The organism is Staphylococcus sp. MB377 (assembly GCF_001922505.1).
Lineage (GTDB): Bacteria > Bacillota > Bacilli > Staphylococcales > Staphylococcaceae > Staphylococcus > Staphylococcus haemolyticus.
The window spans coordinates 256737-272921 of the sequence record NZ_MAON01000022.1 but is presented as its reverse complement, the minus strand read 5'-3'; the positions used below and the strand labels follow the sequence as shown (position 1 = coordinate 272921).

At 31.6% G+C, this 16185-nt stretch carries 14 protein-coding genes; 7 read left to right on the top strand and 7 right to left on the bottom strand.

The window, feature by feature from the left end; translation table 11 throughout:
* Positions 1 to 40: 40 nt before the first annotated feature.
* Positions 41 to 2176 carry a DNA topoisomerase III gene (locus BB045_RS06505; protein WP_070442375.1) on the bottom strand — a complete coding sequence of 712 codons (2136 nt, stop codon included), beginning with the start codon at positions 2174 to 2176 and terminating at the stop codon, positions 41 to 43.
* 148 nt (positions 2177 to 2324) lie between these two features.
* Between BB045_RS06505 and BB045_RS06500 the strand changes: the two genes are divergently transcribed.
* The 3 genes from BB045_RS06500 to BB045_RS06490 all read left to right on the top strand — a co-directional run bounded on the left by BB045_RS06500 (position 2325) and on the right by BB045_RS06490 (position 5052).
* Positions 2325 to 3197 carry a GNAT family N-acetyltransferase gene (locus BB045_RS06500; RefSeq protein ID WP_070442378.1) on the top strand — a complete coding sequence of 291 codons (873 nt, stop codon included), beginning with the start codon at positions 2325 to 2327 and terminating at the stop codon, positions 3195 to 3197.
* A 173-nt stretch (positions 3198 to 3370) separates the two neighbouring features.
* Positions 3371 to 4234 (top strand): GRP family sugar transporter, encoded by an 864-nt coding sequence (locus BB045_RS06495; protein ID WP_070442381.1) that lies wholly within the window; start codon positions 3371 to 3373, stop codon positions 4232 to 4234.
* A gap of 26 nt (positions 4235 to 4260) precedes the next feature.
* The gene (locus BB045_RS06490) at positions 4261 to 5052 is read left to right on the top strand and encodes a glucose 1-dehydrogenase (protein WP_075140603.1); all 792 of its coding nucleotides are present in this window, start codon (positions 4261 to 4263) and stop codon (positions 5050 to 5052) included.
* A 69-nt stretch (positions 5053 to 5121) separates the two neighbouring features.
* Here BB045_RS06490 and BB045_RS06485 read toward each other — a convergent pair whose 3' ends face one another.
* Positions 5122 to 6030: an AEC family transporter gene (locus BB045_RS06485; RefSeq protein ID WP_070581228.1), complete on the bottom strand. Its 909-nt coding sequence runs from the start codon at positions 6028 to 6030 to the stop codon at positions 5122 to 5124.
* A gap of 139 nt (positions 6031 to 6169) precedes the next feature.
* Between BB045_RS06485 and BB045_RS12005 the strand changes: the two genes are divergently transcribed.
* Together BB045_RS12005 and mspA are read left to right on the top strand one after the other, a co-directional pair.
* A complete protein-coding gene (locus tag BB045_RS12005; RefSeq protein ID WP_110709153.1) occupies positions 6170 to 6337 on the top strand; it encodes an SE1832 family protein in 168 nt (55 codons plus the stop codon).
* A gap of 145 nt (positions 6338 to 6482) precedes the next feature.
* The gene (mspA, locus tag BB045_RS06480; RefSeq protein ID WP_011275115.1) at positions 6483 to 6800 is read left to right on the top strand and encodes a membrane stabilizing protein MspA; all 318 of its coding nucleotides are present in this window, start codon (positions 6483 to 6485) and stop codon (positions 6798 to 6800) included.
* Positions 6801 to 6878: 78 nt separating this feature from the next.
* On the opposite strand, the gene BB045_RS06475 is transcribed toward mspA, so the two are convergent.
* The 3 genes from BB045_RS06475 to BB045_RS06460 all read right to left on the bottom strand — a co-directional run bounded on the left by BB045_RS06475 (position 6879) and on the right by BB045_RS06460 (position 12626).
* Positions 6879 to 10061, bottom strand: a complete 3183-nt coding sequence (locus BB045_RS06475) for an efflux RND transporter permease subunit (protein WP_075140602.1) — start codon at positions 10059 to 10061, stop codon at positions 6879 to 6881.
* A gap of 132 nt (positions 10062 to 10193) precedes the next feature.
* A complete protein-coding gene (locus BB045_RS06470; RefSeq protein WP_070581226.1) occupies positions 10194 to 11453 on the bottom strand; it encodes a lipid II:glycine glycyltransferase FemX in 1260 nt (419 codons plus the stop codon).
* A gap of 411 nt (positions 11454 to 11864) precedes the next feature.
* Entirely contained in the window at positions 11865 to 12626 is a 762-nt protein-coding gene (locus BB045_RS06460) for a VOC family protein (protein ID WP_075140600.1), read from the bottom strand.
* Between the two features lie 176 nt (positions 12627 to 12802).
* Here BB045_RS06460 and BB045_RS06455 point away from each other — a divergent pair, with 176 nt between their 5' ends.
* Positions 12803 to 13240, top strand: a complete 438-nt coding sequence (locus BB045_RS06455) for a MarR family winged helix-turn-helix transcriptional regulator (protein WP_070581224.1) — start codon at positions 12803 to 12805, stop codon at positions 13238 to 13240.
* Positions 13237 to 14442, top strand: a complete 1206-nt coding sequence (locus tag BB045_RS06450; protein ID WP_070839229.1) for an MFS transporter — start codon at positions 13237 to 13239, stop codon at positions 14440 to 14442. Before BB045_RS06455 ends, BB045_RS06450 begins: the two co-directional genes overlap by 4 nt.
* 55 nt (positions 14443 to 14497) lie before the next feature.
* On the opposite strand, the gene BB045_RS06445 is transcribed toward BB045_RS06450, so the two are convergent.
* Together BB045_RS06445 and moaA are read right to left on the bottom strand one after the other, a co-directional pair.
* Positions 14498 to 14851, bottom strand: a complete 354-nt coding sequence (locus BB045_RS06445; protein WP_011275108.1) for a SarA family transcriptional regulator — start codon at positions 14849 to 14851, stop codon at positions 14498 to 14500.
* 302 nt (positions 14852 to 15153) lie between these two features.
* Entirely contained in the window at positions 15154 to 16176 is a 1023-nt protein-coding gene (gene moaA, locus BB045_RS06440) for a GTP 3',8-cyclase MoaA (protein WP_053016652.1), read from the bottom strand.
* Between the last annotated feature and the right edge of the window lie 9 nt (positions 16177 to 16185).

Sequence of the window (16185 nt, the reverse complement as noted above, 5' to 3'; positions counted from 1 at the left end):
ACTTTTTTTACCAACAAATATGATTAAGTTCGATTTTAAACTATAATTTCAAGTTTTTTAATGCATCTTTAAACGGATTATTCTCAAGTGAATCCTCATTATTCATATACTTTTTCATTTCTTTTTTAGATACTTTGCCACTGGATTTATTTTTAAATCGTTTATCCATCTGTTCTTGTGTTTCAGTATGACCACAGACACATCGATAAACTGCATCTTTTCCACGTCCAAATAATGTCATTTTCTTCTTACAATTTGGACAACGTGCATTTGTCTTACGTTGGACATTCTTTTTAGTTTTACATGTAGGATCTTGACATACTAACATTTGTCCATTTTTAGTTTTAACTTTAATCATGAATTTTCCACATGTCGGACATTCAGTAGTAGTTAAATTATCATGCTTATACTTTTGCTCGCTATTTTTAATAGTATTTACAATCGATTGAGTAAATGCCTTCATTTCGTCAATAAAGTGTCTAGAATTATATCTTCCTTTTTCTATTAATAATAGTTTCTCTTCCCACTCGGCAGTTAATAATGGAGATGTTAATTCTTGAGGCGCTAAATCCAGAATTTGCTTTCCTTTAGATGTTACTTTGATTTTGCCATCTCTAGATTCGATTGCATTAAGATTAAATAGTTTCTCAATTATATCTGCTCTTGTAGCAACTGTGCCAATCCCTCCAGTTTGTCTCAATGTGTTAGCATGTTTCTTTTCTTTAAGTTGTATATAATTTTGAGGGTTCTCCATGGCTTTTAGCAATGAACCTTCGTTAAAGTAATCAGGTGGTGTTGTTTCATGTTCATTTACTTTTAAACTTTGAAGGTGATACTTTTCTCCTTTTTGAAAAGCAACTTTCTTTACCACATTATCACTGTTCATTTTAAGTGCTTTATAACCTAGTTGACGTGTGGCTTTTTCATTAAAAACGAAGATATGTTTGCCAACAGTAACATTAACTCTAACCGCTTCATATTCATGAGGTGCCATTAAAGATTCTAGGAACCTTTCAGCTACCATCATATATATCTTACTTTCTCTGTTACTCAAACTTTGCATATCTGGACGTACTTCTGTTGGAATAATTGCGTGATGATCTGATACTTTATGATTATTAAAAATCCGCATTTTACTTGAATAAGATTGCCCCAACAATGATTTGACTTGTGATTTATAGTCAGTTGCTAATAAAGCATAAAGTCGTTCTTTAATAGTATCCACCATATCATCTGTTAAATAATTAGAATCTGTACGTGGGTAAGTAAGAACTTTATGGCGTTCATATAAATTTTGAATGGTATTAAGTGTTTCCTTTGGCCCCATTTTGTATCGTTGGTATGCCTCTTGTTGCAAATCAGTTAAGTTATACAGAGGCTTAGGATGACTTTTTTTAACTTTCTTTTCAACACTATCAACATTACCTTCTACATGTTCTATTTCATTAGCAATTTGAGTTGCGTCTTCTCTAGTCATGTGCTGCTTATTTGTCCTTAATTGGAAAGTTAATCCACCTATTTCAGTAGATAGTGTATAATATTTCTTCGGTTTAAAATGATTGATTTCTTGTTGTCTAGCATTAACTAATTGGATTGTTGGTGTTTGAACTCGACCCAATGATAATTGAGCGTCATATTTCGTCGTTAACGCACGTGTTGCATTGATACCCACAATCCAATCCGCTTCACTTCTAGCTAATGCTGCTTCATAAAGATGTTGAAATTCACGTCCGTCTTTAAGCTTTTTAAATCCCTCTTGAATTGCTTTTTTGGTTACGGAGCTAATCCACAAGCGCTTAATCGGTTTTTTATTATGAACTTTATTCAATATTAACCGTGCAACTAGTTCCCCTTCTCTTCCAGCATCAGTTGCTATAATAACTTCTTTCACTTTTTTATCTAAAATCAGTGACTTAACAGTTTTAAATTGTTTACTTGTTTTACTAATAACTACTGTTTGCATGTGCTTCGGTATGATAGGTAAATCTTCAAGTTTCCATTCCTTGTACGCTTTATCATAGTGTTCCGGCTGTGCATTAGTGACTAAATGACCCAATGCCCATGTGACAACATACTTTTCGTTTTCAATATAACCATTACGTCTTCCCTTTATGTTCATAGCTTCAGCTATATCTCTAGCTACGGATGGTTTCTCTGCCAAAATTAATGATTTCATAGAACTTTCCTTTCAATAAAAGATCTCTTAATACATGTATTTGATGTAAATACAATTGTAACACGATAGACAATAGTCTAAACTTTCAATTACTAATAAATAAACTTATAATTAATTTAACAAAATGATATTGAAATGGAGGTACGCTATGGACATAGTCAAAGTAAGCAACCTGAACCAAATCATATCTTTTATTAATACATCATCAGATACCCTTGCGTCTTATATATATAAACTTCATACGTCTAAAGGTGATGTAGAACAGTTACTAAATGAATCTATCCATACCACTGGTGTTTTCTGTTTAATAGAAGATGATTCAATTGTCGCATTAATCACTGGAATTTTATATGAAGAAGATAAATACAAAGTTATTGGACCATTTGTTAGTAAAGGTTTCACTCTTACAGATAATCATTTTATCTCATTATTTTCTGCATTAATGGAATCACAATCTGAGCATGCTACTTTTAACTTCTCTTATAATGATTGTGCACAAGATTCAAAACCTTTAATGAAGCTAATTCATGCGAATTATAACTTCACAGATTACTATTTAAATGTTTATAAATCATTAAATGAACCCGAATCAGATTTCAATATCATTGAATATCAGCCAGGGTTCCAAAGAGCTTTCAGTAAGTTACATGAACAGACGTTTAGACACAACGCATTAACTCCTAAAGAAATAGTCAATACTTTAGATGAACATAACCGATTATTTTTATTTGTTAGTGAAGGCTTGTTAAAAGGATACCTTTATTTACAAATAGACACGCTATCATCACTAGCTGAAATACGATATTTTAGTTCACATACTGATTATCGTCTCAAAGGGATAGCATTTGACTTACTTTCATATGCAATTCATTATGCATTTGAGCATTTTTCTATTGATAAAGTTTATTTTAAAATACGCAGTAAAAATGTCACTTTAGTTGAACGATTTAATGAATTGGGATTCGAAATTGAAAGTGAATATACTAAATATAAAATTGATCCAAGTCAATTGAATTACTAGCATGCCATTAGAGCATATTAAGATAATTACACATTAAATCTTAATATGCTTTTTTTATTTACTTCAACGTATGAGCTTTTACATTTTAAAAGTTATTTTTTTTAGATAAAATGTTCACGAGTGTTATAGGAAGGAAACACTTGAAGTAAATAAATAAGGAGAGTGTTTACATAATGCAATTTATAGATATACTTATCGCATTATTACCTGCCCTATTTTGGGGGAGTGTCGTTTTAATTAATGTTTTTGTTGGGGGCGGACCTTATAACCAAATAAGAGGTACAACACTGGGTGCACTTATAGTTGGTATTGTATTGCTCTTAATTGGTAAAGCACAATTTGATAATTTAACAGTGATTATTGTTGGTTTAATATCAGGCGCTTTGTGGGCCTTTGGACAAGGTAACCAATTACGTTCAATTAGTTTAATTGGCGTTTCTAAAACAATGCCTATTTCTACAGGTATGCAATTAGTTGGTACTACATTATTTAGTGCTATTTTTCTTGGAGAATGGAGTACTGGTATTCAAGTAACAATGGGAATTATTGCCATGGTTCTATTAGTTACAGGTATCGCGTTAACCTCTTTACGCGGTAAAAATAAAGGAAAATCGAATGATCCAGAATTTAAGAAAGCAATGTTAATATTAGTGATTTCAACAGTTGGCTATGTCGGATATGTAGTAATAGCCGATATCTTTGGTGTCAGTGGTACTGATGCATTATTCTTCCAATCAATTGGTATGGCTATAGGTGGCTTCTTGTTATCAATGAAACATGAAACTAATATTAAATCTACAGCCCTTAACTTAATACCAGGTGTTGTATGGGCGATTGGTAACTTATTTATGTTCTATTCACAACCTAAAGTTGGTGTTGCAACAAGTTTCTCATTATCACAATTACTCGTAATCGTTTCTACACTAGGTGGTATTTTCCTACTAGGTGAGAAAAAAGACAAACGCCAAATGATTGGAATTTGGTCTGGTATAATCTTAATCGTTATTGCCGCATTTATACTCGGTAATCTTAAATAAATTAACATTACAAAGGAGGAACCAAAATGTTTTCAGATTTAGAAGGTAAAGTCGTAATTATAACTGGTGCTGGGAGTGGTATTGGTAAATCCTTTGCAGAGAACTTTGGTAAATCAAAAGCAAAAGTAGTTTTAAATTATCGCTCTGACCGTCATTTAGATGAAATTGAAGAAATTAAGCATATGATTAGTGATGCTGGTGGTGAAGCAATTGCCGTACAAGCTGATGTGGCTGTCGAGGAAGATGTAAAACGATTAGTTCAATCTGCTGTTAAAGAATTTGGCACGCTAGATATTATGATAAATAATGCAGGATTTGAAAAACCTATCCCAACCCATAAAATGTCAGTTGATGAATGGCAAAAAGTGATAGATATTAATTTAACTGGTGCATTCATAGGTTCTAGAGAAGCGGTTAATCAATTTTTAAAAGAAGATAAAAAAGGAATAATCATCAATACATCAAGTGTACATGATACGATTCCATGGCCTAATTATGTTAATTATGCTGCTAGTAAGGGTGGCTTAAAGTTAATGATGGAAACAATGTCTATGGAATACGCACAATATGGTATACGCATAAACAACATTTCTCCAGGTGCGATAGTCACTGAGCATACTAAGGAGAAATTCTCTAATCCAGAAACTCGTGCTGAGACATTGGAAATGATTCCGGCTAAAGAAATTGGTGAAGAACAAGATGTAGCTAATGTGGCATTATTCTTAGCTTCAGATTTAGCGAACTATATTCACGGTACTACCATTTACGTTGATGGTGGTATGACTAACTACCCTGCCTTTATGGGTGGTAAGGGTTGAATTTCAAACACTATGCAATAAAAAGCAAGCAATCCTTAAAGTAGAATTGCTTGCTTTTTTCATATTTAATCAAACAAATATCGCTTGATAAACATATAAAATGATTATACTCAAGATAATCGAAATGTTAGTAACCATACCTACTAAAGGCAATGTCTTGTATTTAAATTGAATAGAATACGGAATAATCGCTACTCCTACTGGTAATAACCAAGCAATGAGTAATGTCGTTTTAATCATATTATCTGAAACGGGTAAGAAGAAATGAACGAGTAAACCAGCTAATAAACCTAAACCATAATGAGCTAATAAATATTTAACTGCGATTGGTAGGAAATGACGTTCAATTTTAAAATTAAGCATAACACCTAAAAGAATCATTGATAGTGGCATATTCGCTTTAGATATTATAGTGAAAAAATCAATTGATACTTTAGGCAAATGAATATTTAACATATTTAAAGTAAACATGACGATATATGTGACAAGGGGCACAGAAGTAATTAATTTTTTGCCTAAAAATTTAAAATCAAACTGATCTCCACCTTGACTGAAATAACTTCCTACAAAATAAGTTACTCCAAACATAATAATTGCCCCACCTATATCAGCCATTCCAAAATAAATCATTCCATTTTTTGGCCAAATCGTATCAACAAGTGGATATGCAAATAAACCTATATTAAGTGATGCAGTCATCATTCCAACTGTACCTTTTATATGATTGTTATGCTTATTAAACAGCCACAATACAGTGACTTTAGCAAGGACGCCATACACAATCATCATTATAGGTAATATCGAAAATGAAAAATCTAATTCTGCACTATTGAGATTGACAATGACTAAAGAAGGTAGTGTGACATTGAGCACTAATGTTGATAATACCTGACTATCTGCCGCTTTTAAAAAGTTTATCCGTTTCAATAAATAACCTAATGCGATTAAAAGAATAATCATTATAAACTGCTCTGTCACGATAGTTCCTTCCTTCTTTTTAACATTATTATTACAGTTAATTACTTTAACATAATTTACTTCATTTTTAGAAGTGGATTGTTTCATGATATAATTCAATGTGATTGTTAAATTTTGAAATTAAAGGGGGTTAAGATTAATGAATTTAGAATCACAATTAGATGAATTAAAGTATGATTATGTTCGTTTACAAAATGACCTCGAGAAACGGGAATCTTTAAATCAAAATATAGACCCTCTCGTTAAGCAACTTGAAAATATTGAATTACAAATCTCTGAGATACGTTCAAAGTTACGTCAGAAATAAATAATTTTTCTATCTTATGAGATGATTAAAGTTGTGTAAATCTAGTATGATTTCTATTCAATAATTCAGTCAGCTACTTCGAATTTGTTATATAGAATCAAAATTATATTTTGTCTAAGGTTCATTATAGAAAGGAAGACAACAAGTGAAACTTTACTTATTATTATTGCCTATTTTATATCTCATCGTTAGTTACATAAGCATTTTTAAAATGCATTCGATTATTACTCGCATTTTACGCATTATTATGGGTGTATTATTACTGTTTGTACTAGCAGTTACAACTCTACAATTCCCTGCTGAAAACTGGTGGGTATTTATTGTTTTAGCATTACTTGTTGGTAATGTTGAAGTTACCGCATTCAAAGAATTGAAACATGATACTAAAGCTGTTTCAATTTTAAATATTTTATCAGTTATATTATTTATCATTTATGTTATTTTAACTTTTATCATGTATTAAATTAGTATAATTCAGTCAACTACTGCCAATATATAGTTATAGCCTGAGACATTGATTAATGTCCCAGGCTTTTGTTCTTTATTGTCTTGTTAACCTACCTTTAAGTGTAAAGAGAATTTCGTAAATTACGGGAACAACAATTAATGTAAGTAGTGTGGATGAAATCAACCCTCCGATTACAGTTGCTGCCATACCTTTTGAAATTAATATTGAACTATCTTGTCCAAATAATAAAGGCAATAATGCACCAATTGTTGCAATGGCAGTCATAAGAATTGGTCTAATACGAGTGCTTCCCGCTTCTAACAATGCCTCCTTCATTGACATACCTTCATGTTCATTTGTTATCACACGATCAATTAACACTATGGCATTGGTTACTACGATACCAATTAACATTAACATTCCAATTAAACTTGGAACAGATATTGTTTCACCTGTAATCAATAATGCTAATACGACACCAATAATAGTAAATGGTAGTGAGAATAGTATTGTGAAAGGTGCTAAGCCACCTTTAAATGTGATGACTAATACTAAATATACGATAACAATAGCGACTAACATGGCGAATGCCAATTGAGTCATTGCTTGATTAATGTCATCAGTAGCACCACCCACATTAATTTTAACGTTGTCTGGTTTATCTATATTATTGATTTTATTCATTACCTTACTAGATACACCACCTACGTCTGAATCAGTAATTTTACCGGAAACAGTTGTTGCATAGTCACCATCTTCTTGAACTAATTTACTTGGCGTAGTTGTACGTTCTAGTTCGGCTATATCTTTAAGTTTTACCGTTTCGCCTGTTGGGGATTTTAATTCCATATTATTTAATTTATTTCGAGACCAATCCGTCTGCTTGTTTTGTTTTACTTTAACATCGACTTTATTGTCATTTTCTTTAACTGTAGTAATCGTCTTTTCAGGCAAATTCTCATTTAAATTTAATGCTAATTGTCCTGCAGAAATACCTTTCTCTGTTGCTTTATTTTGATCTACTTTAATTTCATATTGATTATAGGTTTGCGATAAATCTGATTTTACATTGGTGATCCCGTTTACTGATTTCATCTTTTGCTCTACTTTAGCAACTGTATCTTTAATTGCATTCGTAGATGGCCCTTTGACTGTAACTTCAACTGAATCATTACCGGAACCATTACCCATGTCTTGATTTTTCCATTCACCTGGTTGATTCATTTTTGATAAATGGGAGATAACTTTATCAGGCTCTTCTTCAAAGTTAGGTGTATCTTTGTCATATTCAACCATAATAGCCATACTATTCGTACTACCAGTTGGGTCTGCTGGTGAAGGACCTCCCACTGAATATTGAACTGTTTTTACTTTATCCTTGGATTGTAAATATTTTTGTGCTTGCTTTGCATGATCTAAAACAGCTTTTTCAGTTTCACCGGGTTTAGGTGTATAGGTTACGGCTAAGAATTTGTCATCACCTGTTGAAATATAGCTTGTACCTAATTTTGCACCACCTAACGCAATGCTTCCTACTAGAATAACGACACTAATAATTAAGACAATCCATTTATGATTTAATGACCAGTTTAAAATTTTACGATAACTCTTGCTTACAATACCTAGTCCTCTATCATTCTGATGTTGTGAATTACGTTTTAACTTAATACCTTTTTTGAAAAATGTAGAAGCCAATGCTGGCACCACAGTAATGGATACAAGTAAAGATGCTAATAAACTAAACGCAATTGCTAATGCGAAAGGTCTAAACATTTCACCAACTGAACCTGACACAAATGCTAGTGGTAAGAACACGATTATAGTAACAATTGTAGAAGATAAAATCGGTTTAAATACTTCTCTTGTTGCACTAATGACTAAATTGTTGCCAGACAATTCTTCTTTAGGATCTGATAATCTTCGATAAATATTCTCTACAACAACAATTGAGTCATCTATCACACGACCGATAGCAATTGTTAATGCACCTAATGTCAAAATGTTTAGCGATACATCACTTAATTTTAATGCGATAAGTGCTATTAAAATCGAAAGCGGAATGGAAACAATTGAGATAGCCGTTGTTCTAATATTTCTCAAGAATAATAAGATAACTATAATTGCGACAATCGTTCCTAAAGCTGCTTTTTCAACCATTGTATATAATGAATCTTCAATTGGTTTAGCAGTATCCATGGTTTTCGTAGCTTTTATGTCATCATTATTTTTTACAAATTCATCAATTTTCTTTTGAACTTCTTTAGCAACTTGAACTGTGTTGGCATCTTGTGCTTTCATAATTTGTACATTAACTGCATCTTTACCGTTCGTCTTAGAAATTGACTCACGTTCATCTCCTACAGTTATTGTTGCTAAATCACTTAATGGGACGCTAGGCATTTCTCCACTTGAAGCTTGAGATTGATTAGTCATTTGAGGTTGAGAACTTGAAGATGATATATTATCTCCAGTACTACTCATCTCACTACTCGATTGATCATCACTGCTGCCTGATTGACTCTGACCACTTATTGTTAATGGGATTTCTAAGTCTTTGAGTGCTTTAACAGATTTAAATTGACCATCTACTACTAAAGATTTTTCATTTTTTCCAAATTGAAATAATCCTAGAGGTGTTTCACGAGTTGCTGTTTTTATGTAATTTTCTACGTCATCAGCCGTTAGTCCCGCTTCATCTAATTTGTTTTGTTTAAATTTTAATGTAACTTGTCTCGTTGTTTGACCATTAAGTTGAGCATTCTGAATGCCATCAACGGTTTGTAATTTAGGAATAAGTTGGTCATTAATTTCTTTTGTTGTGGTTTTTAAGTCATCATTTTTATTAGTAAATGAATAAGCTACAATTGGGAATGCATCCATAGAATTTCGTGTTAATTCTGGCTCACTAACCCCATCTTTAAAGTCTAATTTATCTATTTCTTTCTTTAATACTTCTTCAGCTTTATCCATGTCTGTACCGTTATTATATTCAACAGTTACAATTGATGCATTTTGTATCGACTGTGTCTCTACACTTTTAACATATGCTAGAGATCGTACTTGGTTATCAATTTTAGAACTAATCTCATCTTGGGTTGTTTGAGGTGTAGCACCTGGCATTGTTGTTTGTACAGATATAACTGGATTTTCTACATCTGGAAGTAATTCTAATTTTAATTTAGCACTAGAATATACGCCTCCTAAAATTACTAAAACAACCATTAAGAAAATTGCGAATTTATTTCCCAACGAGAACGTTAACATCTTCTTTATCACTTATTTACTTCCCCCATTCTTTTTCTTTTAAAAAGCTATAATTTTTTTTAATCATTCCTATTATCCTAAAAAAATCTGAACGTCACAATGATTATTGTGGAATCGTTCAGATTTAAATTTAATCGTTAATGACTATTTGCCTTTTAATTTACGAGAAATTTTAATTTTAGCTTTTGTTAATCGCGGTTTAACTTGTTCAATTAATTGATAAAGGGGTTGATTTAATACATAGTCAAATTCCCCTATCTTTTCACTTAAATAAGTGCCCCAGACACGTTTGAATGCCCATAAACCGTAGTGTTCAGAGTCTTTATCTGGATTATTATCAGTTCCACCAAAATCATATGTTTTAGCGCCATGTTCACGCGCAAACATCATCATCTCATATTGCATATGATGGTTAGGCAAGAAATCACGGTAATCATTCGATGAAGCACCATATAAATAATATGATTTAGATCCTGCAAACATTAACAATGCACCAGATAAATAAATTCCATTAGGATGTTTTGCTAATAAGTCAGTCATGTCGTCTTTTCTTTCAATAGATTTTTGAATTTTAGCTTCGACATCGTTTAATTTATTTTTAGTCTTGTTACTTTGCTTTCTCTCATATTTATTTTGAAGTTGTGTTTTTTCGTTTTCAAGTTCCTCAAGTTCATTATCAATATCATCTAAGACAGGTTTTGGTTCTAATTTCACAAGGAATAATTCAGCATCGCCATCTTCATGAAGTGAATCATAAATATTTTGGAAATAGCTTAAATCACGTGTTAAAAAGCCGTCACGTTCTCCTGTTATTTTCATTAATTCAGCGAAATTTTTAAGCCCTTCTCGATTTGAACGTTCAACTTTAGTACCACGTTTCAATGAGAGTCTTACTTTAGAACGATTACGGCGCTCAAAACTTTGGAATATTTCCTCATCTGATTTATCTATTGGCGTAATCATTGTCATACGTGGTTGAATATAGTCTTTAGACAACCCTTCTTTGAAACCTTTATGTTTGAAACCTAGCGCATTTAAATTTTTAAGTGCATCTATGCCTTTATCAACTTCTACATCTGGATCAATTTTAATAGCATAGGCTTTTTCTGCTTTAGCTACTTTTTTAGTTTCTTCTAATAACTGTTCCAATGCAGCTTTATCACTATAATCCGTTACGAAACCACGAGAAACGTAACATAGCGTGAATGGTAGTTTAGGTACCTTTTTAAATAATAATTGACCTACACCTTTAATCTCACCATCTTCGCCCACTGCCACACGCTTTGAATACCATCCTGTTAGGCGTTTAGTTTCTGCCCATTTTGTTAACTGTAATAAATCACCATTAGGATGAGCTTTCACAAACGCATCATGCTCTTGGTTAGTGATATTCATCTTTTCCATGCTATAAAAACTCCTTTTTCTTTACATTAATTATAATTATACAATGTCATGTTTTGAGTGTCGACAAACTCGCCGTTCAATTAAAATATTATTTCTAGTTTTAAATTTTTGATATAATATATAAACTTAAAATTTTAAATTAGTCTTTAAAAAGAGGTTTAACATGCGATATTTATTATTAATACTATTTATTTTGTTTAACGCGATAGCTATTGTTGTCATTATGACTCAACCTTTAACAGTTTCATATTTTAGTTTAAGAGTAATGTTCGTTGGACTGTCATTCGTCTTAACTATCTTTTTCTTGCTTTTAAGGAAGTCTAAAGTAACTACATATCTCAGCATATTATCTCTAATACTTTCAATCGTTCATATGGCACTAATCGCCCATAGTACTTATATTTATCTATACTAATCTTCAGGCTCGAATCGATATTTTGCACCTTTCGTAATAATTGAGTATGGTGTAGTTGTTTCTGTATCTTTAAATATAATCGTGTTATAGCCTGACGTTTTACCATCTTGAATACGGTAAATAATATGGTCTACCGTTAATTGTACATCTGTATAATTATCTCCTTCTTCAAGGATAGTCACATCGAACCATTTTTTCCATTTAGATAGTGTTTTAGAGCGTTTTTCACTATCAAGAATTATTTTATGGATTTTAAATTGTTTTTGGAAAAGAGGGTCTAATTTCTGATTGTGCACTTCTTCCCTTTCCTCCCATTCTATGAAAAATGGAGGCTTTACCATGTAATCAGGGTCTGCAATGTAAAGTAATTTCCAATTTACTTTATCACCTTTTTTATTCTCTCTATGCATTTCCACTGGTCCAATCGTATCAATGTTGCGTTCTTCTAAAGATTGTTTTATTAATTCAATATTTGGTGTTCTTAATGCAATTGTTTTAAACCCTTGTTTGTAGTGATCTTGAACGATTTTAGTCGCAAAAGCAACACGACCTTCTTCTGTTTTAGCCTCTTTATTTAATTTTTCTTTATCTTCTACATCTATCAATTCTATGTAATTTTCATTAATATATGATAAACGATTGAATGTTCCAAATTTGTGATGTTTGCCACCAGAACTAATTTTCAGAATTTCTCCTGGATATTTAAAATTTTTAAGGTTGTCTACATAATGAATAATATGGTCAAATCTGAGTTCCATTGATCGTATTCCCCTTTAATTGTTCGACTTGCATCTATCTTATCAAACTTCTTGTATGATTACTTCTTTTATTCACATAACTTATTGATTTAGTATTGCATTTTTTAAAAAAACGTCATATAATAATTTTTGTCTCAAAATAGTTAGCAAAGCTAACTTGTTGAAAGGAGTTTATTATGTTAACAAAAGAATTTTTTAACAGTTTCATCGGTTTATACCGACCATATATGAAACGAACGCAATCGATACTCGACCAATTTGATTTACATCCTGGTCAATGGTTGATCTTAAGAGATATTGCCAGTACCTCTCCAACGACCTTAGTTCATATTTCTAAACGTCGTTTTATAGAAAAACCCACTACACGTAAAATTATTAAAGTGTTATATGATAAAGAGTTATTAATTGTAGAACCAAGTAAGAAAGATAAACGTGAGAAGTTACTAAGTCTCTCTGATAAAGGTCAAATATTATATGAAGACGTTTATTGTAAGATATTACCAGTTCAGCGTGAGCTTATTAAAAATGCTGGATTATCTGACATAGAACTTGAAAATGTTATTTCAGTAATGAACAAACTTCATCATGCATTCTTAGAGGAGGAATCAGAATGACTCAGAATAAGAATGTAAAGCAGCCTATTTTCACGAAAAGTTTTACAGTCAATTTCTCAATCAATTTTTTCGTTTATTTATGTATGTATCTTTTATTAGTAATTATTGCTGATTATTGTAAGACTACTTATCACGCCTCAGATAGTTTAGCTGGATTAGTAGTAGGATTATTTATTATCGGTTCTTTAATAGGTAGATTTGGAACTGGTAAATATGTAAATAAATTTGGTCCAAAAAAAATATTAATTACTGGATTATTATTGCTTGTGATTACACAATTACTTTACTTCATCCCTGGATCAATCACATTCTTAATGTTCGTACGTCTAATTAACGGGATTGCGACTGCTATAGCTACTACTGCAACTGGTACTATTGCAGCACATGTCACACCTGTTGAGCGTAAGAGCGAAGGTATTAGTCTATTTTCACTTAGTTTAGTACTTGGTACAGCTATAGGCCCATTCTTCGGTATCTTATTATTAAAATCATTCTCTATCAATTTACTATTTGCTATATGTGTAGTTTTAGGTGTGATCAGTTTAATAATTTCACTATTTATTAAACTTGATTTTGATGCTGTTCTTAATAAAACAGATGCTAAAATTGCTAAAGCATCAGGCTTTAATATACACAACTTCATTGCAAAAGAAGCAGTACCAGTATCAATAGTTATGATGATTATTGCACTGAACTATGCTTCTATACTGACTTTCTTGAAATTTTTTGCTGAACAACGTCATTTATTAGAAGCATCTAGTTACTTCTTTATTTGTTACGCGATCGCTTCTTTAATTACACGTCCAATTGCAGGTCAAATGATTGATGCACGTACTGAAAATGTTGTCGTTTATCCTGCATTTATCGCACTTATCATTACTTTTGTAGTATTAGTATTCAGTTATAGTGGATGGATGTTATTACTAGCTGGTGTCTTCTTAGGTATTGGTTATGGTAATTTATCATCATCTATGCAGGCTATTGCCATTAAAGTGTCACCTACTAATAAATATGGGATTGCAACTTCAACTTACTTTATTGGTCTAGATATAGGTATAGGATTTGGTCCATCTTTATTAGGCTTATTCACAGGTTTCATTAGTTATACAGAAGTTTATATGATAATGGCTATCGTCGCCGCACTTAGCACCGTACTTTACTTTATTGTTCATGGAAGAAAAGTAAAAACACAATTAAATTAATATCTAGAAAGCGCTAGAAAATATGTCAATATTTCCCAGCGCTTTTTATAATCTATTAATTAGCAATACTAATTGCTTCAATTTCAGATTTCATTTTATCAAGTAATTTCTGTTGCGTTGCATTAAAGAAATAAAATACTTGTCGTTCATCAGTTTCAGATCGTAATTTAGAAATAAGTTCTTTCTTATAAATTTTACGTATTATTACATCTATTTTACTTGTATCCCACAACATCTCGAAATGTAATGTGTCACGTAACTCCTTACCACTAATTTTCTTACCTTCATAAACTTTAAATAACACTACAAATTCCTCTATTGAGATTTTGTACGATGATTTTAACCAATGTTTCAACTGGCTTAATTCTCTTTCTGCTGCAATAAAACGTTGTACTTTTTCTGTTGTCATAATTAAAGCCCTCCAATGTAGATTCTAAGATGTAGTTATAGCTTTATAAATTGAATTTCCTTAATAAAATTATATAACATATACACAATTTAATCTATTACAAATTTTATTTATTTTCCGATTAATATTTAATACAAATTCAGTTATTCATATACTCAATGCTATTATGATAATCATATTCTTTAATCATAGGTATTACATTCAATAATGATTTACTTTAAATTTAAACTATTAATTGAATATATTTTCCAAAAATAAAAAAACTCTAGCAATACTCGTAAACCATTGCTAGAGAAGTATATCTAACCACCGATGTAGTTCATATTAATTTTTTTGCGTTGTCTATTTTTAACCGTTTGCTCTGTACGTTCATCTGAATAACGATCATCTCGAACATTCCATAAGCTTATAAGTTGTTCTCTTAATTCGTCATCAGTTACGCCTGATCGTATAAATGATTTAATATTAAAGCCCTCAACAGTACTGAATAAACATCCGTAAAATTTACCATCAGATGATAATCGTGCTCTCGTGCAAGTAGAACAAAATGATGCTGACACACTTGTAATTAAACCAAATTGAGCGCCATTATCTTTGTGCTTATAGTACTTCGCTACTTCTCCGAAATATTTTGGGGGTACTGGTTCAATATCAAAATGAGACTCAATCATATCTAGCATCTCATTTTTAGTTACAACTTTACTAAAATCCCACCCATTATCATTACCTACATCCATGAACTCGATAAATCTGATTTCAATATTCTTATCTTTAAAGTAATCTACCATTGGAATAATTTGATCATCATTAATACCTTTTTGAATGACAACGTTTACTTTAACATGGAAACCAATAGAAACGGCGTAATCAATTTGATCTAAAATGGTAGTTGCTTTGATATTGCGATTATTTATCGCTTGGAACACTTCATTATCTATGGCATCTAAACTAACATTAATGCGACGCAAACCGGCATCGTATAATTTTTGTCCATGTTTTTTTAATAATAGACCATTAGTGGTCATACCGATATCTTCAATACCATCAATTTGATTTAACTCAGCTATAAGTTGATATAAATTTCGTCTAAGTAGTGGTTCGCCACCAGTTATACGTAACTTCTTCACACCAAGTTCTGCATACACTTTCGCGATTCTAACCATTTCTTCAAACGTTAATAACTCATCTTTAGGTAGGAATACATAGTCATCACCGAAGATTTCTTTAGGCATGCAATAGTCACATCTAAAATTGCAACGGTCTGTTACTGAGATACGCAAATCGCGAATGGGTCGACCTAATTTATCTTTGATTTGTGCAACCATAAATGGACC

Coding starts and splice junctions, on each gene's coding strand:
- BB045_RS06505 (WP_070442375.1), bottom strand. CDS start 2,176: ATGAAATCATTAATTTTGGCAGAGAAACCATCCGTAGCTAGAGATATA.
- BB045_RS06500 (WP_070442378.1), top strand. CDS start 2,325: ATGGACATAGTCAAAGTAAGCAACCTGAACCAAATCATATCTTTTATT.
- BB045_RS06495 (WP_070442381.1), top strand. CDS start 3,371: ATGCAATTTATAGATATACTTATCGCATTATTACCTGCCCTATTTTGG.
- BB045_RS06490 (WP_075140603.1), top strand. CDS start 4,261: ATGTTTTCAGATTTAGAAGGTAAAGTCGTAATTATAACTGGTGCTGGG.
- BB045_RS12005 (WP_110709153.1), top strand. CDS start 6,170: ATGAATTTAGAATCACAATTAGATGAATTAAAGTATGATTATGTTCGT.
- BB045_RS06470 (WP_070581226.1), bottom strand. CDS start 11,453: ATGGAAAAGATGAATATCACTAACCAAGAGCATGATGCGTTTGTGAAA.
- BB045_RS06460 (WP_075140600.1), bottom strand. CDS start 12,626: ATGGAACTCAGATTTGACCATATTATTCATTATGTAGACAACCTTAAA.
- BB045_RS06455 (WP_070581224.1), top strand. CDS start 12,803: ATGTTAACAAAAGAATTTTTTAACAGTTTCATCGGTTTATACCGACCA.
- BB045_RS06450 (WP_070839229.1), top strand. CDS start 13,237: ATGACTCAGAATAAGAATGTAAAGCAGCCTATTTTCACGAAAAGTTTT.
- BB045_RS06445 (WP_011275108.1), bottom strand. CDS start 14,851: ATGACAACAGAAAAAGTACAACGTTTTATTGCAGCAGAAAGAGAATTA.
- moaA (WP_053016652.1), bottom strand. CDS start 16,176: ATGGTTGCACAAATCAAAGATAAATTAGGTCGACCCATTCGCGATTTG.